Origin of the sequence: Photorhabdus africana, assembly GCF_035181445.1 — a bacterium.
GTDB classification, from domain to species: domain Bacteria; phylum Pseudomonadota; class Gammaproteobacteria; order Enterobacterales; family Enterobacteriaceae; genus Photorhabdus; species Photorhabdus laumondii.
Genome location: NZ_JAXBVE010000002.1, coordinates 184660 through 203969, shown reverse-complemented (window position 1 = coordinate 203969; position 19310 = coordinate 184660). Strand labels below are relative to the sequence as shown.

Below are 19310 nucleotides of genomic sequence, written 5' to 3'. Positions count from 1 at the left end.
GTGGACATATTCGCTTTCCGGCAAATAAAAGTAATAGATCAAAATTGGCGATTACCGTCAACCCCACCGATGTCATCAATACAAAAAACCTGTGTAAGATCACACTATTTTGAAATCAGAAATACGGTGCGGAATGACGGTTTTATAATTTGTTTTCGCTTTACGCTTAAATACTCGATTAACCATTATCACCTTTCTGGATTATTAATCTAACAAACCTTTTACTATCGATGATGAAAATAAGGTGTTATTAGAAAAAGTCAATCAATAGATAATAAGTTACCTGAGGTTTTATATGATGAAAGAAACTTTATTTTTTAAAAGGGGGTGTCAACGGCTTATGAGTTATTAACCTGTTAAACCTGTTAAACCTGTTAAACCTGTTAAACCTGTTAAACCTGTTAAACCTGTTAAACCTGTTAAACCTGTTAAACCCGTTACCCATTAAAGCCATCGTCTTTTAACAAAACCTGTGGACTTCTCCCACCTGAATGCTAATTGTGAGTAAAACGCGCTTTTAGCATTAGTAAACCGCTCGAAGCGCGGTCATTTCGTTGGGCGTTCTTGCTTCTTGATGTATTTTGGCAGGAGCAAGTCACACAGTACATTCAAAACCAACAAGTAATGCCTTGTCGAAATTTCCTTCCCGCCTTAATGTTGGCGGGAGTGCCTTTCGAGGAAAAGATGGCGGTATTCAATTCACTTTGGAAATACTGTTTATTGCTTTCCGCTATTGTTTATCATAACGAAACTCAGGTGAGAGTTTACTTATCCCAAGCCCATTAATTTTTTTTACCTTAATCTGTACAGGTATCCGTTCTTTCATGGCTTCGATGTGGCTGATAACGCCAATGGTTTTACCGGAAGCATTTAAATGATCCAGCGCGTCAAGAGCAATATCAAGGGTTTCTGGATCAAGTGTGCCAAAGCCTTCGTCTAGGAATAGTGAATCAATACTGGTTTTATTGCTGACTAAATCAGATAGTGCTAAAGCCAGAGCAAGGCTGACCAGAAAACTTTCACCACCAGAAAGCGTTTTGGTATCACGAATAGCGTCGGCTTGCCAGGTATCAACCACTTGCAGTTCAAGGCCATCACTGTTTTTACGTTGCAAGTCGTAGCGTCCGTGCAATTTTTTTAGCCGTTGATTGGCGAGATGAACCAAATGATCCAGTGTTAATCCTTGAGCAAAGCGACGGAATTTAGCACCATCAGCCGAACCAATCAGGTTATTAAGATAACTCCAGTCATCATAATTTTGTCGGCAATGGCAGATCTCTTCCAATAAGGATTTTTGCTGTTGACGGCGTATTGCATCATTATCAAGCAGGTTTTTCAGTTCTCCTTGTTGTAAGGTGTTTCTTTTTAGCTCATCAGTAACGTTTTTCAACTGTTCGGTCAGTTGTGATTTTGTATATTGATCAAGTAATTTAGGGCGATTTTTCTGATGTTGTTGCAGAGTTTCGGCTGCTTTCCGGCATAGGGCGCTGGCTTGTATCTGCTGTTGTTCAAGTTGTTCTTTGAGGTGTCGTAATTCCTTACGTTGCTCTTGCGATAATAGTGCTGCTTCAAGGGCATGCTGATCGGCAAATGGGCTCTTTGCTAACGCGGCATTGAAGTTTTGTTCTGCCTGCTGTTTTTGTTGCTCAGACTGGTTACAGTTTTTTTCTGTCTCATTCATGGCGCCGGTCAGTTGGCTAATACTGGATTGCGCCTGTTGCAGATGTGACAATGCCTGTTTGTGCATTTCCTCCAGCTTTTGAGATTGTTGTTGTAATGCCTGAGTGATTGCCGTAACGGATTGTTCACCAAATAGTTGTTGGCGCTGTTGTTGTGTCTCTGCGAGTTGCTGTTTCTGTTGTTGAGCTGTTTGACTAAGCCCATTTAAACGGGAGACATATTCTTCTTTCTGTTTATGCAATGATTCAATCTGATTTTGGACAACCGCCTCTTCTTTTTGGAGCTGTTGCCAGTTTTCATGACAGTTTTGATATACCTGCCACTCTTTTCTACGTTGTTGTAGCCAGTTTTCACTCTCATTCAGCATTGGCAGTGATAAATCATACTGCTGTAATTCTGATGTCATTTTTTCGATGACATCAGTTAGCTTACATTGCTGTTGTTGTATCTCTGGTTGCAATTCAGATAACTGTTTTTTCAGTACATTGTGTTGATGCTTACTCAGTTCAATATTTCGTTCAATTTCTTTAATGTGTTCTTGATGAGCGGTCACTGTTTTTTCTGTTTTCTGGTACGTTTTTTCTGTCAGTTCAAATTCGGTTAATTGAGTTTGGCAAAGCCGATGAGCAGATTGGTTTTGTTGCACAAATAGTTCAAGAGCAGGTTTATCTGAAAGAGAAATTTCGATCTGTAATGTTGCGCAAGTTTCCTGCCATTGTTGCGTTAATATATTCAATCGTGGTTCAGCATCAGCAATTTCTTGCAAAATATGGTCGTATTGTTGCTGTTGGAACTCTTTTTTATTGACCAATGATATTTTAGTGGTTTGCAGTGCTTCAAATTGCTGGCGTAAATCTTTTAACCGTTGTTCTGATTTTGGCAGTTCAATCTTTTGATAAGCCTGAATTGCAGGATGATGTTCAGCACCGCATAGGGGGCAAGGAGAACCTTCTTTGAGCTGTGCCCGCTCTTTTTCCAGACTGACAATCTTTTGTTCTAACTGAATACGTTGAGTAAGATCGGCTAAATGTTGCTGTTTATCTGAGAGTTGTTTATCGATGGATTTAATTTGAACAGGAAGTTCCTTTAATAATTTTTCCGGTTGTTGTAAGCGAATATGGTGATTGGCAATAGTGGCTTGTAATTGCAAGATTTGTGGCGACAGGATTTCCAGTTTATGTTGCAGCGGTAGCTGTTCCTGATATTCAGTTAATTGTTTTTTTAATTTCTCCGGCGAATATTGTTTTTGCAGAGTAGAAAATTGTTGCCTGGCCTGCTCAAATGCCAGTTCCAACGGTTGGTTATTTTCAATCTGTTGTTTTAAGTCTTCCCCTTGTTTGTTCAGGTTATTGTTAAGTTGCGTGATTTCGGCAGTGAGCTTGCCAACTTTTTGCGTTTGGTGATCAATTTGTTGTTGGTGTTCTTGCCACTGAGAGAATTGGTTTTGCCAAAAAGCCAGTTTTTCACCGAAATATTGATGATAAGGTTGTTGCTCAAAATAGTTTTCCAGTTGTTTTCTTTGATTGCTGAATGATAGGGCGCGCTGATTTGCTGTGTCATATTGTTGACAACGGGTTTCAAGCGCAGTTTTCTGCTCGTTGATTTGTTGCTGAGTAAGATCGAGCTCTTTAATCTGTACCACAATTTGATGATCTAATGGAATCACCTGTTCTGTTATCAGCTTTTCTTGTTGTTGCCGGTGTTGTTGATACTCTGCTCTGGCAGAATCGGCATGAGCCACCTTTTGCTGTATTGGCGTGAGCGTCTGTTGTTGTTGATGAAGTTGCTGATGCATCTCTTCCAACTGTTTGCTGGTTCTCTGATGTTCATATTGTGTTCGGTTTTTATCATCCAGCAATGGGCGCAGTGTTTCTGCGGGTTCACTGTTAGCCAGTTTTTGCAGTTGCGGCTCTGCATGAGTAAGCGCTTTTTCTGCCTGCTGTAAGGTCGCGTTATTTTCAGTGACGAGTTGTTCAAGTTCTTCTTCACGTGTCAGCCATTGCGCTGAATGTTGCAATGTTTTTATCTGCTGATTGAGTTGTGATTCTGCATGGGTGAGTTGTTGCTGTTGTTCCAGATATTGTTGATACTGCTCTGCCGTTAGCAAATCAATGGCAGATGCTTTGGCTTGCAGAATATCCAGCGCTGACTGTGCTTGTTTATGTTGTTGGTAAATTTGTTGGGATAAAATTCCGTAAATTTCAGTGCCGGTTAACTCTTCCAATAAATCAGCCCGTTCGTTTGGCTGAGCATTGAGGAAAGCCGCGAAATCTCCTTGAGATAGCAATATGGATTTGGTGAAACGGCCGTAATCTAATCCAGTAATTTCAATGATTTTTTCTTTCTTATCTTGGATTTTATCGGCCAGAATTTTACCACTGCTGCTAAGGGCGAGTTCCACTTTAGGGGCTTGCAAATTGCCATTGGGTTGATTACGTGCTCGCCGTTGGCTCCAGAAAGCACGGTAAGCGACACCTTTCACTTCAAACTCCACTTCAGCCAATGATTCCGCAGTGTGTCGGGTCATCAGCTCATTTTGTGAGGTAGAAATCGTCAAGCGTGGGGTTTCGTGATAAAGCGCAAGGCAGATCGCATCCAATAAGGTGGTTTTACCCGCGCCAGTAGGACCGGTTATTGCGAACAGACCACTGCTGGCAAACGGCTCTGCCGTGAAATCAATTTTCCATTCACCTTGTAATGAATTAATGTTTTTTAGCCGTAGACTCAAAATCTTCATGCCTGCTCTTCCTTGTTTTTAGCCTGATAGATATCGTTCAGTGTTTGTTCGAAAAGGGTGGTCAGACGTTTTTTATGTTCTTCATCTTCGAGTGCTGATTGTGCAAGCCGTCGGGCAAAAACCTCGTTAACGCTAAGTTCTGTCAGAGTTTCTCTGTTTTCTTGTGCTAGCCTATTTTGTTGCTGTGTTTTACTACGTCGTAGCAGAATGATTTCGACAGGAAGCTCGGCAACCATTGATCGAATCCTTTTCTGGATATCATGGAGGTAATCTTGGGTTGCAACTTCAATATCCAGCCAGACGGGTTGCTCTCCTTGATAGTCATTAAAAGTTTGCAACTGTTGTTCAATTTGTTGTAGGTTGCCCTTGATGAGTTGCATGGGCTGATATTGCGGAATGGGTAAAAGCTTGATGGATTCCAGTTTGTCTTGGGTAAATTCCACCAAACAAACACTTTTCTCTTGCTCGACTTCATCGAAACTAAGAGGAATAGGGGAGCCGCTGTAGCGAATATGCTCAGATTTAGCCACTATTTGTGGCCGGTGAATATGCCCAAGCGCAAGATAGTCTACCGGTGGGAAAGCCTGCGCAGGGAAGGCATCCAATGTACCAATATAAATATCTCGCACCGAATCTGTAACAGTGGCGCCAACGGTCGTCAGATGCCCGGTGGCAATGATAGGTAAGGGTAAATTCAATTCATCACGTAATTCACACGCTTGCTGATAGAGTCGATAATAGTGTTCTGCAATAGCTTCTTGTAATACGAGCTGTTTTTGTTCTCCTGACTGACCAGCCTGGCTGATCATAATATCTCTTGGCCGCAGAAAAGGGATTGCACAAAGAATTGCACCGGCATTGCTTTGTTTGGTTGTGAGTACTTTTATCTGTTTTTGTTGATCTTTTTCTGCGTGAGCAATAACGGTGGTATTTAGGCAGGAAAGGAGCTCTTTTGATTCATTTAATGTTGCTACTGAATCATGGTTACCACCAAGGCTAATTAACTGACAACCGGTCGGTTGTAGTTCAACGACAAAGCGATTATATAGTTCACGGGCATAGCTAGGCGGTGAACCCGTGTCAAATACATCTCCGGCAACAATTAATGCATCGACCTGATAATGTTCAATCTGTTTAATCAGCCAGCGCAGAAAATGTTGATGTTCAGCAGCCCGGCTTTTTGTAAAAAAATATTGGCCAAGATGCCAGTCCGAAGTGTGAATAATACGCATATTTTCGCCGTCATTGGTTAAAGTGAAGCATGATTATAATCGTTATATTCTGGATGTCGCTTTGAAATCTGATTTCGTGAATATATCTACGAGCGGCTTCGCATTCATTATGAAATATGACAATTGTTAAATTAATTATTGCGAAATCGATTGCAGATAGAGGATAACCAAGGCAGGATTTCATAAATTTGTCATAAAACTGACGCATAATGCTTTTTCAAACTAAGTAGCGTTTATACCCTATGGATTTCAAGATGAATCGCGGCGGCAAGGGAGTGAATCCCCGGGAGCATAGCAAACTATGTGACCGGGGTGAGCGAGTGCAGCCAACAAAGAGGCAACTTGAAAGATGACAGGTATATCTCAATATATTAACGGGACTAATCATGGCAAGACGCATTCTGGTAGTTGAAGATGAAGCTCCGATTCGTGAGATGGTCTGTTTTATTCTGGAGAAAAACGGGTATCAGCCGGTAGAAGCAGAGGATTATGATTCTGCGTTGGCATGTTTATCTGAACCCTATCCTGATTTAGTGTTATTGGATTGGATGCTCCCCGGTGGTTCTGGTTTGCAGATAATTAAGCAGATGAGACGGAATAATAATATTCGCGATATTCCGGTGATGATGTTGACTGCCCGTGGTGAAGAGGAAGATAGGGTGCGTGGCCTCGAAGTTGGGGCTGATGACTATATCACTAAGCCTTTCTCTCCTAAGGAGTTGGTTGCCAGAGTTAAAGCGGTATTACGGCGTATTTCACCGATGGCCATGGAAAATATCATCGAAATGGATGGCTTGGTTTTGGATTCAACGTCCCATCGGGTGACCAGCCAGGATAAAGCACTGGATATGGGGCCGACGGAATTTAAATTGCTGCACTTCTTTATGACTCACCCTGAGCGAGTCTATAGCCGTGAACAGTTGCTTAATTATGTTTGGGGAGCAAATGTTTATGTTGAAGATAGAACTGTTGATGTTCATATTCTCCGTTTACGTAAAGTATTAGAGATTGGCGGCCATGATAAAATGGTGCAGACCGTTCGTGGTTCGGGCTATCGTTTTTCTACCCGTTACTAAATGCCTATTCCAATAGGCGTAATTGTTGCAGGCCGTACTTATAAATGAACAGAGAACACGGACAGCGCGGAAAAACCGGAGCGTACACGTAGTACGTGAGGATTTTGAGCACTGCCCAGGTTCGCTCTTTATGGCAAAGAAGGACAAATAAAATAGCCTATTGGGATAGGTAGTAAGTCCACGCACCGGAGAATCTAACGTGTTAGAACGTTTATCTTGGAAAAAACTGGTTTCAGAACTGTTTCTCTTTTGTTTGCCTGCGTTAATTCTGTCGATATTTATTGGTCATTTGTCCTGGTGTTTATTGGTTTCGGTATTTTTGGTGCTGATATGGCATGGTTATAACTTGCTGAAACTTTCGAATTGGCTATGGTTGGATCGCAGTATGTTGCCACCGTCGGGGAGAGGAGGGTGGGAGCCAATTTTCTATGGTATTCACCAGATGCAGCAACGGAATCGAAAACGGCGTCGTGAGCTGGTGCTGTTGATCAAACGGTTTCGTAGCGGGGCGGAATCATTACCCGATGCTATTGTGATGATGACAACGGAAGGTAATATTTTCTGGTGTAACCGTTTAGCACAACATTTACTCGGTTTTCGTTGGCCTGAAGACAATGGACAGCATATTTTTAATTTACTCCGCTACCCTGATTTTAGCCGATATATCCTTTCCCGGGATTTTTCGCGTCCTTTGTCCATTGAATTAAATAATGGGTTCGCTGTTGAGTTCCGGGTGATGCCTTATTCTGAGGGGCAGTTCTTAATGGTTGCCAGAGATGTGACTCAGAAGCGCACACTGGAAAATGCCCGTCGTGACTTTTTTGCCAATGTTAGTCATGAAATGCGTACCCCTCTAACCGTCTTGCAGGGTTATTTGGAAGTGATGCAGGATCAGGCAGAGGATAGTGTGCTAAATAAGAAAGTGCTGAATACGATGCAGGAGCAAACCCGGAGGCTGGAGGGTTTGGTGAAACAATTGTTGCAACTGTCTAAAATTGAAGTCGCTCCCCAAATTGATATGAATGAAGTCGTTGATGTGCCTTTGATGCTTAAAGTATTGCGTCAGGAAGCCATTGCGCTAGGTAATGAATGTTATAAGATTAATTTTGATATTGGTGAAGATCTAAAAGTGTTCGGTAATGAAGAGCTGCTTCGCAGTGCAATGTCGAATTTGGTTTATAACGCGGTTAACCATACTCCGAAAGGGACTCAAATTGATGTCAGTTGGAAAAAGAATTCCCATGGCGCTGAATTTACCGTGAAAGATAATGGGCAAGGTATCAGTGCTGAACATCTACCTCGTTTGACCGAACGTTTTTATCGAGTAGATAAAGCGCGTTCCAGACAAACTGGAGGAAGTGGTCTCGGTCTTGCGATTGTTAAACATGCCTTACATCATCACCATTCTCATCTTAAAGTTTCCAGCGAAATAGGCAAAGGGACGAGCTTTAGTTTTACTTTGCCGGCAGGATTGATTGTACCTGTCAAAATAATCAGCAGAAGAGATAGGAATAGTTTGATTAACAGTAATAATTAATCTTGGTAATTGATTATTATTTTTTCAGGTTAAAAAAAACGCAAATCATATAGTGCTTATTCAATGATAGCTAACAGCAATCACTAGTTTTGAAAAAGAGTACGGCATATACTTCTGCATTCTGGTTTATCTATTGCCTTCTGGCACTATAAAAGTTTTACTTGTGGGCAGTTGCTGGCGATTCTATCTATCATGGTCACTATAATCTGTCTTCAACAGATACCTAGTGAATATTATTTTGATAATAAATCGTTAAATTAGGGTTCAATATTGTCAATATGCTTAACTATTGATGATATTTATATTATTCAGGCCATTAAATATGGTAATAAAACATTAATAATCATTATGACACATCGTTTATCATCTAAGGATATTTGGGCATTAGGGTTTATGACTTTTGCTCTGTTTGTCGGGGCGGGAAATATTATTTTTCCCCCTATGGTGGGGTTACAATCAGGTGAATATGTTTGGTTAGCAGCACTAGGCTTTCTAGCGACTGCGGTTGGTTTACCCGTCATTACAATTATCGCATTGGCAAAAGTTGGCGGTGGTATTGAAGAGCTGAGTTCACCTATTGGTAAAGTTGCTGGTTTGTTGCTGGCGACAGTTTGTTATTTGGCTGTTGGCCCTTTATTCGCTATCCCACGGACTGCAACGGTCTCTTTTGAAGTAGGCATCGCCCCGCTTACCAGTACCGGTGAGTTACCTCTGTTTATCTACAGTCTTGTTTATTTTGTTCTGGTGATTGCTGTTTCCCTTTACCCAGGCCGTTTGCTTGATACTGTCGGGCATGTGTTAGCACCCATCAAGATGTTGGCGTTAGGTATACTTGGTGTTGCTGCTTTACTTTGGCCAGCCGGTGATTCAATTCCAGCTATTGATATTTATCAGCAAATCCCATTCTCCAGTGGTTTCGTCAATGGTTATCTGACGATGGATACGCTGGGAGCGATGGTGTTTGGGATTGTTATTGTTAACGCTGCGCGTTCAAGAGGCGTTGCCTCATCTTCATTATTAACTCGTTATGCAATGTGGGCAGGTTTTATTGCCGGCTTTGGTCTGATACTGGTTTATCTTTCCCTGTTCAAGTTGGGGGCTGGCAGTGGATCGTTAGTGCCTCATGCAGAAAATGGTGCGGTCATTTTGCATGCCTATGTTCATCATACTTTTGGTGGTGTTGGCAGTGTTTTCCTGGCTGTGCTGATTTTTGTTGCCTGTATGGTGACTGCGGTTGGATTAACTTGTGCATGTGCTGAGTTTTTCAGCCGTTATTTGCCCCTGTCTTATCGTTCATTGGTTCTGATCCTTGGAGGATTCTCCATGTTGACTTCTAACCTTGGTTTGAGTCATTTGATTAAGATTTCCATACCGGTACTGACAGCTATTTATCCACCTTGTATCGTTCTGATTGTGTTGAGTTTTACGCTGTGCTGGTGGCACAATTTTACTCGTATTTTGGCTCCGGTAATGTTAGTTAGTCTGATATTTGGTATTTTGGATGCGATTAAGTCATCCGAAGTATTAGTTTATTTGTTACCAAACTGGGCAACGCGTTTACCACTGGCGGATCAAGGATTGGCTTGGCTAGCACCATCCCTGTTGGTTTTAGTTGTGGCTGGTATTTATGACCGTGTTTTAGGGCGTTCAGGTACCCGTGAGACTCAAATGCATCAGTGATGATGTTTGTTTCTCTGACTGTTTGCCATCGTCAGATGTTCAGGGAAAGCATGGGATGGGATTCCTGAAAAAAGGATATCCCATCCCGATATTGCCTACACAGATTAGCTATTTTTTTAGCTGTTGGTCATTAGTAGCCAATAGCCGCACCAGCCGGGCGTCGGACATCATTGGCACCATAAAGATGGTTTTCACGAACTTGACCAGATACGGTGGCATCATTGCCTGAAGACTTAGCTGAAGTGCTAGTGGTTTTAGGTAAACCAACCATAATCACTTCAGCCGCGCCCCACGGTATCTGCTCCACCATTTTATATCCCATTTTTTCTAGCAAATTCAACGAGTCTTTAGAAATACCACGTTGCTCATAATAAACCTCATCGGGTAACCATTGGTGATGAATACGGGGGCTATTGACCGCTTCTTGAGGAGACATACCGTGATCAATAATGTTTAAGGCGGTTTGCAGGGTAATAGAGATAATACGGGAGCCGCCGGGTGAGCCCAGAACAAGGAATGTCTTATTGTCTTTTGTGACAAGTGTCGGGCTCATTGAGGATAGTGGGCGCTTACCGGGGGCAATAGAGTTAGTCGCACCTTGAATGAGACCATAAAGATTCTTTTCACCAATTTTAGTGGTGAAATCATCCATTTCATCATTGAGAAAGAAACCTGTTCCGGGGGCGATGACGACAGCACCAAAAAGTCCATTGATAGTATAGGTCGTTGAAACTGCATTACCTTCTTTGTCGACAATGGAATAGTGTGTGGTTTCTGGTTTCTCATGAGGTCCAATACTTGGCTTAACATTCTCCGATAATGTTGCTTTACCTGGCTCTATTTTTTTACGGAGAGATTCAGCATACTGTTTACTCAGTAAGCGATCGATGGGATTTTTAACAAATTCTGGATCACCAAGATAAGTATTTCTGTCCATGTAGGCATGGCGCATGGCTTCTGTCAATGTGTGAATATAATTAGCCGAGTTGAATCCCATTTCTTTGAGGTTATAACCTTCCAAAATATTCAGAATTTCACACATGGTTACTCCGCCTGAACTCGGTGGCGGGGAAGAGATAAATTTATAACCGCGATAGTTACAGGTGACGGGGGTTGTTTCTGAAATTTTATAATTGGCAAAATCGGCTTCGGTAATAATGCCGCCGGATTTTTTAGCGGCTTCGGCGACCAGTTTAGGAATATTTCCGTGATAAAAAGCGTCTTGCCCTTTTTTAGCAATTAACTCTAACGTATTTGCCAGATCGGTTTGTATTAATCTATCTCCCGGTTGATAAGGAGAGCCATCTTTGCGTAGGAAGATACGAGCTGCTTCTGGATCTTTGCGGAAACGCTTGATTGTGGTGTCCAGAATATCGGTATCTGCACGGGTTAGTATAAAGCCTTCTCGTGCCAGCTTAATTGCAGGTGTCATAACTTGTTCACGGCTCAATTTGCCATATTTTTTTAGGGTGCTGTCTAACCCCATCACCGTTCCGGGCACACCGGCCGCGCGGTAGCCATATAAACTGGCTCCTTTAATAACATTACCTTCTTTATCCAGATACATATCGGCACTTGCTGCGCTTGGCGCGGTTTCGCGGAAGTTAATAAAAGTATCGGTACCATCGGCTAAATGAATTGTCATAAAGCCACCACCACCGATATTGCCACAACATGGATTGACAACGGCTTGGGCATAGCCAACAGCAACCGCTGCATCAACCGCATTTCCACCCATTTTGAGGATATCCACGCCAACTTGTGAAGCAAGATGTTGGGCTGAAACGACCATACCATTTTTGGCTTCAACAGCCGGTTCCGAAGCGGCATAAAGGTGGGATGAAACGAGCAGGGGTATTATTACCAGTGGTGTTTTCCATGTTTTCAACATGTTGTAAGCTCCTGTCTTTTGGCGAGGTTATTTTTGTCGGTGTAATGACTTGTTTTATTTACACTGATTTTAATGTTAAACAATTGTAAATTTAATTGTAAGTGGTGATAGTTATCGAGAAGAGGGGTTTTTGTGCGCAAGGTGGCAAAATGAGGAATTTCAGTGAAAAAAAACCAGCCGGAATAACCGGCTGGTTTCATTATGGGTAATACCTAAGGTTATAGTTTAGCCGCGTTTTGAGACAGGTATTTAGCTACGCCATCTGGAGAAGCACTCATGCCTTCTTTACCTTTTTCCCACTGTGCCGGGCAGACATCGCCGTGCTCTTCATGGAATTGCAGTGCGTCAACCATACGCAGCATTTCGTCAATGTTACGGCCCAGAGGCAGATCGTTAACGACTTGATGACGAACCACGCCGTTTTTGTCGATCAGGAAAGAGCCGCGCAGAGCAACACCCGCTTCTGGGTGCTCAATGCCGTAGGATTTTTGAATCTCGCGTTTAGTATCAGCAACCATTGCATATTTAACTTCGCCAATACCACCTTGATCGACAGGAGTTTTACGCCATGCGTTGTGGACGAATTCAGAATCAAAAGAAACACCTATAACTTCCACACCGCGCTTTTTGAACTCTTCGTAGCGGTGGTCAAATGCGATCAGCTCAGAAGGGCATACGAAAGTAAAGTCCATTGGCCAGAAAAAGATAACAGCAGGTTTACCATTTAGGTGTTTTTTCAGGTTGAAATTCCCAACTATTTCGCCGTTGCCGAGGACCGCTGCTGCTGTAAAGTCAGGGGCTTGACGAGTTACCAGAACCATGAGTTACTCCTGTAGTTTTGAACGGGGTTTATGTAAAAATTGGATATAGAATAAGGAATTAGCGTACACCAATAAAGGATAAAATACTAATCTTTGCAATAGATTTTACCTATCAATACCTTATTTTTATTTTCTTTACTGTCATGTCTTTCTGCGTGCTTGGATGAGACTGCTTGCTTCATAAGCTGTGGTGCATATTTGCTCAGTCTGACACAGGTTGTATTAGCTAGAAAGGGGGAGTTCTACGGAGTGTATTAAATGAAGGTGATATTTTGAACATAAACGTCTATTGGGGTAAGCAGTAAAAATCCTTATTTTCTGCTTTTTCCATCATATAGGGATAAAATTGCCAGAATAGTGCTTCGAAATCAGCGTAATGTTGTTCTATATCCTGAAATGATCCAGATAAAGCTGATAATTTGGGATGCCTTCGGGCCATGCCTGTTAATACATCTGCGATAAATGCAAGATCTGCATAGCGGATTAGCCAGTTTTGCGGCCATAAAAATTCATTTAGCTCCTGAAATTTTTCGGGAGTGTAATAAAGATGAGGTTCAATCTGACTACGAGCATGGAGAATAAATGCCGGTAATGAGTAGGTGGGAACCAGTTTATCCCAATTCAAGGAGAGGAAGTGATCCCAGATAATATCCAAAGTAATCGGCGCAACCCGTCGATATGAATTACTGAATAAATGACGGGCTTGAATAACCAGTGGATGGGTATCTGTTAATACGTCAACACGCCGATGCATACGAATACCTGCAACCACATCAGCACTGTATTGTCCCTCTGGATTACCGCGTACAAAATCTGCCAGCAGATTTCCTAGTAGGGAACTGTCAGCCAGAGTAGCTAAATGAAGGTGAGCGAGAAAATTCATTTGGTGATTATAATATAAATCCGCGAAGTTATGTGCTTATTTGTTGCACCCTTAGGGCCGCGGCACTAGACTAGTCCGCTTGTTTTTCTGAATGATTAAATATAATGCGTGTCTCCGATTTTACTTTTGAACTTCCTGACGAAATGATTGCTCATTACCCTCAACCGCAACGCAGTGGCTGCCGTTTGCTCTCGCTTGATGGTGAATCGGGGGCATTAACGCATGGTATTTTTACGGATGTTCTCGATAAGCTGAATGCCGGAGATTTGCTGGTTTTCAATAATACCCGTGTCATACCTGCGCGTATTTTCGGCCGAAAAGCCACGGGCGGTAAGTTGGAAGTGCTGGTTGAAAGGGTGTTGGATGATAAGCGGGTACTTGCACATGTGCGTGCTTCCAAAGCGCCAAAAGTGGGGACTGAATTGTTATTGGGTGACAATGAAAGTCTTAAAGCAACCATGTTGGCCCGCCATGATACCCTGTTCGAAATACGTTTTGATGATGAACGTGATGTGTTGTCTATTTTGGATGACATAGGTCATATGCCTTTGCCGCCTTATATTAATCGTCCTGATGAAGAGGCAGACCGTGAGTTGTACCAAACTGTATACAGTGAACGGCCCGGAGCAGTAGCTGCACCAACGGCCGGTCTTCATTTTGATGAGCCATTATTGGAAGCGCTGCGTAAAAAGGGCGTGGAAATGGTTTTTGTGACATTGCATGTTGGGGCGGGTACTTTCCAGCCTGTGCGGGTAGAGACCATTGAAGACCATATGATGCATGCTGAGTATGCAGAAGTGCCACAGGATGTGGTTGATGCTGTGCTGGCATGTAAGGCGCGAGGTAACAAAGTTGTTGCCGTTGGTACAACGTCAGTTCGATCGCTGGAAAGTGCCGCAAAAGCCTGTCAGGATGGGTTAATTGCGCCATTTTTTAATGACACGCAAATTTTTATCTATCCGGGTTTTGAATATCAGGTTGTGGATGCGTTGATTACTAATTTCCATTTGCCGGAATCGACACTTATTATGCTGGTTTCTGCGTTTGCGGGTTATAAAAATACGATGAATGCCTATAAAGAGGCGGTTGCAGAAAAATATCGTTTCTTTAGTTACGGTGATGCTATGTTTATTCGTCGTAATCCCTTCGCTTGCAAGGAAAAGATTTCTTAATTCAATGTAATGATTATGGCATTGACTGGAATATATTGTTGAAGTTGTTGTAAATAGGGCTATGTGAATATCTCAGTTCAACGGTAAATTTCAACTTTGTCTGGTTTTAAACAACAGCATTGGACTGTTTATCTGATGCTTGGAGGTTAAGTGAAATTTGAATTACAAACTACCGACGGTCAAGCCCGTCGTGGTCGTCTGATTTTTGAGCGTGGCGTGGTGGAAACGCCAGCATTTATGCCGGTTGGGACTTATGGCACAGTAAAAGGAATGACGCCGGAAGAAGTGAAAGAAACCGGTGCGCAGATCCTGCTTGGCAATACTTTCCATCTGTGGCTGCGTCCAGGGCAGGAAATCATGAAACTTCATGGTGATTTGCATGGATTTATGCAGTGGCATGGTCCAATTTTGACGGACTCAGGCGGTTTTCAGGTATTCAGCCTTGGCGCAATGCGTAAAATCAAAGAGGAAGGTGTACATTTCCGTAACCCAATTAATGGTACGCCGATTTTCCTCAGCCCAGAAAAATCGATGGAAATCCAGTATGACTTGGGTTCTGATATTGTCATGATTTTTGATGAATGTACGCCATATCCTGCTGATTGGGATTATGCGAAATGTTCGATGGAGATGTCCTTACGTTGGGCTGCGCGTAGTCGTAAGCGTTTTGATGAGCTACAGAATAAAAATGCTTTGTTTGGTATTATTCAGGGAAGCATTTATGAAGATTTACGTGACATCTCAGTAAAAGGTCTGGTAGAGATTGGTTTTGATGGATACGCTGTAGGTGGTCTGGCGGTAGGGGAGCCTAAAGAGGATATGCACCGCATTCTTGAACATGTCTGTCCGCAAATCCCGCAAGACAAACCGCGCTATCTGATGGGGGTAGGAAAACCAGAGGATTTGGTGGAAGGGGTTCGTCGCGGTATTGATATGTTCGATTGCGTGATGCCAACCCGTAATGCCCGTAATGGTCATCTTTTTGTGACCGATGGTGTGATTAAAATCCGTAATGCCAAACATAAAGAGGATACTTCGCCACTAGATGAGCAGTGTGACTGTTATACTTGTCGAAATTATAGTCGGGCATATTTGCATCATCTTGACCGTTGTAACGAAATTCTCGGTGCAAGGCTGAATACTATCCATAATTTGCGGTATTATCAGCGCCTGATGGCTAAGATCCGTCAAGCCATCGAGGAAGGTAATCTTGAACAGTTTGTTGAAGATTTTTATCAACGGATTGGTAAACCCGTTCCGGCATTAAGTATTTGACTTAAGTGGTGATTGACTGGTTTCAGTGTGTATAGCATATTGCGGTTGGTTTTTGATTACTATTGAATTTGATAACAATGAGGGAAGTTTAATGAGTATTATTTCTGAAGCAGCAGCATCTGCTGGCGCACCGGCTCAGGGAAGCCCATATTCTTTGATCATCATGCTGGTCGTTTTCGGCTTGATTTTCTATTTCATGATCCTGCGTCCACAACAGAAACGTACTAAAGAACACAGAAAGCTGATGGATTCTATTTCCAAAGGTGATGAGGTGATGACCAACGGTGGTTTGATTGGTCGTGTCACTAAAGTTTCCGACACGGGTTATGTCGTTGTAGCACTGAATGACACTACTGAAGTGACCATTAAACGTGATTTCGTCGCTGCCGTTTTACCGAAAGGTACAATGAAGGCTCTGTAATTTCTGATTTTCCCGAAGGGAACTGCCGTGCTAAACCGTTATCCTTTGTGGAAGTATCTGATGCTGATCGCTGCGATCCTCATCGGTTTGCTTTATGCACTTCCCAACCTTTATGGTGAGGATCCGGCTGTACAAATCACTGGCGCGCGAGGTATTGCCGCCAGTGAGCAAACGCTGGTCCAAGTCCATAATGTTTTAGAAAAAAATCAAATCGCGAGTAAATCTATTGCACTGGAAAATGGTGCGATTCTTGCTCGTTTCGATAATTCCGATATTCAGCTTCGTGCCCGTGAAGTATTGATGTCCACATTAGGTGATCAGTACGTAGTGGCATTGAACCTGGCGCCAGCAACACCAACTTGGTTAAGTAAGGTTGGTGCCGAACCAATGAAACTGGGTCTTGATCTGCGAGGTGGGGTGCACTTCCTAATGGAAGTGGATATGGAAACCGCATTAGGCAAACTGCAAGAGCAGAATATTGATGGCTTGCGCACTGATTTGCGTGAAAAAGGCATTCCTTATTCCACTGCCCGTAAAATTGATAATTACGGTGTAGAAATCCGCTTCCGTGATGAAAAAGCGCGGTCTGAGGCGGAAAACTATCTTACTGGTCGTCACCGTGATTTAGTTTTCAGTATTGGAAGCAATAATACTCTGAAAGCGGTGATGAGTGATGAACGTCAGCGCGAAGCCCGCTCTTATGCGGTGCAGCAGAACATCACCATTCTGCGTAACCGTGTTAATCAACTGGGTGTGGCTGAACCATTGGTTCAGCGTCAGGGCGCTGACCGTATCGTGGTTGAATTACCGGGTATTCAGGATACTGCTCGTGCAAAAGAGATTCTTGGTGCGACAGCAACGTTGGAGTTCCGTCTGGTCAATACCGGTATTGACTCTACCGCAGCTGCATCAGGCCGTGTGCCGGGTGATTCTGAGGTGAAGAGCGCCCGTGATGGTAATCCGGTTGTGTTATATAAACGTGTTATTCTGACCGGTGATCACATTACAGATTCCATCCCGGATACCGATGAATATGGTAATCCACAGGTGAGTATTTCACTGGACAGTGCCGGTGGCACAGCAATGTCTAATTTCACCAAAGACAATGTTGGTAAGCCAATGGCGACATTGTTTGTGGAATATAAAGACAGCGGTAAGAAAGATGCTAATGGTCGGTCGGTGTTAGTTAAACATGAAGAAGTGATTAACATTGCGAATATTCAGACTCGTCTGGGGAACAGTTTCCGTATCACGGGCCTTTCCAACGCAACCGAAGCGCGTCAGTTATCTTTACTGTTGCGTGCGGGTGCTCTGATTGCGCCGATTCAGATTGTAGAAGAACGCACCATTGGGCCAACCCTTGGTCTGCAAAACATTGAACAAGGTTTAGAGGCTTGTCTGTGGGGCTTAATTGCATCAATTCTGTTTATGGTGATTTATTATCGCAAATTCGGTGTGATTGCGAGCAGTGCGTTGTTGGCTAACCTGGTGCTGATTGTTGGTATCATGTCTCTGTTACCAGGGGCGACGTTAACCATGCCGGGGATCGCGGGTATTGTGCTAACGCTGGCGGTGGCGGTTGATGCGAATGTGCTGATCAACGAACGTATCAAAGAAGAGTTGCGTAATGGCCGGACAGTACAACAAGCGATACATGAAGGTTATAAAGGGGCTTTCTCCAGTATTATTGATGCTAACTTGACCACGTTGATTACGGCGGTCATCCTTTATGCTGTTGGTACCGGGTCAATTAAAGGCTTTGCGATAACAACGTCAATTGGTGTCGTGACTTCTATGTTCACCGCTATTGTAGGTACTCGCGGGATCGTCAACCTGCTATACGGCGGTAAGCGTATTAAGAAGCTGTCAATTTAAGGAGCACGTTGTGGCACAGGATTATACTGTTGAACAATTGAACTACGGTCGCAGAGTCTATGACTTTATGCGCTGGGACAACGTTGCTTTCGGAATTTCGTTGCTGCTGTTGGTAGCTTCTGTTTTTGTGATGGCAACTCGCGGGTTTAGCTGGGGACTCGATTTTACCGGTGGTACGGTAATCGAAATCAAACTCAGTCAATCTGCTGATTTGGATAAGATGCGTGATAACCTGGCAAAAGCGGGCTTTGAAGATCCGCTGTTGCAAAATTTCGGTAGTAGCCGCGATGTAATGGTGCGTATGCCACCAGTTACGGGTGCGGCTAATGAGGAGCTGGGTAAAAAGGTTATTAAAGTCATTAATGACACCATTGATAAAGATGCGAGTGTTAATCGTATTGAAATTGTTGGGCCGAGTGTCGGTGCTGAGCTCGCCCAAGATGGTGCAATGGCGTTGCTGGCGGCGCTTATCTGTATCTTGATTTATGTTGGATTCCGTTTTGAATGGCGTTTAGCATTGGGTGCGGTTCTTGCGCTTGCCCATGATGTCATCATCACGCTAGGGGTTCTGTCACTGTTCTATATTGAGATTGACCTGACCATTGTGGCATCGCTGATGTCGGTTATCGGTTACTCATTGAATGACAGTATCGTGGTTTCTGACCGTATCCGTGAGAATTTCCGTAAGATCCGTCGTGGTACGTCGTATGAAATTATGAACGTCTCTCTGACGCAAACATTGAGCCGTACAATCATGACGTCCGCGACTACCTTACTGGTGGTGCTGATGTTGTATATTTTCGGTGGCGCGATGTTGAAGGGTTTCTCACTAGCGATGTTAATTGGTGTTTCTATCGGTACGATATCTTCTATCTATGTTGCTTCTGCTTTAGCGTTGAAACTGGGTATGAAGCGTGAACACATGATCCAGCAAAAAGTTGAGAAGGAAGGGGCTGATCAGCCATCTTTATTGCCTTAATTATTCTGCCTTGATGCTGTTCAAACACCCTGTGAGTATCCGGCTGACAGG

The 19310-nt window shown here is 43.2% G+C and carries 13 protein-coding genes; 8 read left to right on the top strand and 5 right to left on the bottom strand.

Translation table 11 applies throughout. The annotated features are described in order from the left end of the window. Positions 1-730: 730 nt before the first annotated feature. The gene (locus tag SLS51_RS02025) at positions 731-4417 is read right to left on the bottom strand and encodes an AAA family ATPase (RefSeq protein ID WP_323835018.1); all 3687 of its coding nucleotides are present in this window, start codon (positions 4415-4417) and stop codon (positions 731-733) included. Continuing rightward, entirely contained in the window at positions 4414-5649 is a 1236-nt protein-coding gene (sbcD, locus tag SLS51_RS02020) for an exonuclease subunit SbcD (protein WP_323835016.1), read from the bottom strand. Before sbcD ends, SLS51_RS02025 begins: the two co-directional genes overlap by 4 nt. A 386-nt stretch (positions 5650-6035) precedes the next feature. Between sbcD and phoB the strand changes: the two genes are divergently transcribed. The 3 genes from phoB (at position 6036) to brnQ (ending at position 9942) form a co-directional block, all read left to right on the top strand. Then, positions 6036-6725 (top strand): phosphate regulon transcriptional regulator PhoB, encoded by a 690-nt coding sequence (gene phoB / locus SLS51_RS02015; RefSeq protein WP_323835014.1) that lies wholly within the window; start codon positions 6036-6038, stop codon positions 6723-6725. Between the two features lie 199 nt (positions 6726-6924). Next, on the top strand, positions 6925-8262 hold the full coding sequence (gene phoR / locus SLS51_RS02010; protein ID WP_323835012.1) for a phosphate regulon sensor histidine kinase PhoR: 1338 nt from the start codon (positions 6925-6927) through the stop codon (positions 8260-8262). A gap of 348 nt (positions 8263-8610) precedes the next feature. After that, positions 8611-9942, top strand: a complete 1332-nt coding sequence (gene brnQ, locus SLS51_RS02005) for a branched-chain amino acid transport system II carrier protein (RefSeq protein WP_323835039.1) — start codon at positions 8611-8613, stop codon at positions 9940-9942. Positions 9943-10072: 130 nt separating this feature from the next. Here brnQ and ggt read toward each other — a convergent pair whose 3' ends face one another. From ggt to SLS51_RS01990, 3 genes are all read right to left on the bottom strand, one after another. Beyond that, on the bottom strand, positions 10073-11833 hold the full coding sequence (gene ggt / locus SLS51_RS02000; protein WP_323835010.1) for a gamma-glutamyltransferase: 1761 nt from the start codon (positions 11831-11833) through the stop codon (positions 10073-10075). Between the two features lie 218 nt (positions 11834-12051). After that, positions 12052-12654, bottom strand: coding sequence for a peroxiredoxin C (locus SLS51_RS01995; RefSeq protein ID WP_011148042.1), 603 nt, complete (start codon positions 12652-12654; stop codon positions 12052-12054). Between the two features lie 286 nt (positions 12655-12940). After that, positions 12941-13537, bottom strand: a complete 597-nt coding sequence (locus SLS51_RS01990; RefSeq protein ID WP_323835007.1) for an acyl carrier protein phosphodiesterase — start codon at positions 13535-13537, stop codon at positions 12941-12943. Positions 13538-13641: 104 nt separating this feature from the next. Between SLS51_RS01990 and queA the strand changes: the two genes are divergently transcribed. The 5 genes from queA to secF all read left to right on the top strand — a co-directional run bounded on the left by queA (position 13642) and on the right by secF (position 19259). Further along, complete coding sequence (queA, locus tag SLS51_RS01985; protein ID WP_323835005.1) at positions 13642-14709, top strand: tRNA preQ1(34) S-adenosylmethionine ribosyltransferase-isomerase QueA; 1068 nt, start codon at positions 13642-13644, stop codon at positions 14707-14709. Between the two features lie 150 nt (positions 14710-14859). Next, complete coding sequence (tgt, locus tag SLS51_RS01980) at positions 14860-15984, top strand: tRNA guanosine(34) transglycosylase Tgt (RefSeq protein WP_323835003.1); 1125 nt, start codon at positions 14860-14862, stop codon at positions 15982-15984. A 91-nt stretch (positions 15985-16075) separates the two neighbouring features. Continuing rightward, entirely contained in the window at positions 16076-16405 is a 330-nt protein-coding gene (gene yajC / locus SLS51_RS01975) for a preprotein translocase subunit YajC (protein WP_323835001.1), read from the top strand. Positions 16406-16432: 27 nt separating this feature from the next. After that, positions 16433-18280: a protein translocase subunit SecD gene (gene secD / locus SLS51_RS01970; RefSeq protein WP_323835000.1), complete on the top strand. Its 1848-nt coding sequence runs from the start codon at positions 16433-16435 to the stop codon at positions 18278-18280. 10 nt (positions 18281-18290) lie between these two features. Next, positions 18291-19259 carry a protein translocase subunit SecF gene (secF, locus tag SLS51_RS01965; protein ID WP_323834998.1) on the top strand — a complete coding sequence of 323 codons (969 nt, stop codon included), beginning with the start codon at positions 18291-18293 and terminating at the stop codon, positions 19257-19259. The last annotated feature ends 51 nt before the right edge of the window (positions 19260-19310 follow it).

Coding starts and splice junctions, on each gene's coding strand:
- SLS51_RS01990 (WP_323835007.1), bottom strand. CDS start 13,537: ATGAATTTTCTCGCTCACCTTCATTTAGCTACTCTGGCTGACAGTTCC.
- SLS51_RS01995 (WP_011148042.1), bottom strand. CDS start 12,654: ATGGTTCTGGTAACTCGTCAAGCCCCTGACTTTACAGCAGCAGCGGTC.
- ggt (WP_323835010.1), bottom strand. CDS start 11,833: ATGTTGAAAACATGGAAAACACCACTGGTAATAATACCCCTGCTCGTT.
- sbcD (WP_323835016.1), bottom strand. CDS start 5,649: ATGCGTATTATTCACACTTCGGACTGGCATCTTGGCCAATATTTTTTT.
- brnQ (WP_323835039.1), top strand. CDS start 8,611: ATGACACATCGTTTATCATCTAAGGATATTTGGGCATTAGGGTTTATG.
- yajC (WP_323835001.1), top strand. CDS start 16,076: ATGAGTATTATTTCTGAAGCAGCAGCATCTGCTGGCGCACCGGCTCAG.
- SLS51_RS02025 (WP_323835018.1), bottom strand. CDS start 4,417: ATGAAGATTTTGAGTCTACGGCTAAAAAACATTAATTCATTACAAGGT.
- phoB (WP_323835014.1), top strand. CDS start 6,036: ATGGCAAGACGCATTCTGGTAGTTGAAGATGAAGCTCCGATTCGTGAG.
- queA (WP_323835005.1), top strand. CDS start 13,642: ATGCGTGTCTCCGATTTTACTTTTGAACTTCCTGACGAAATGATTGCT.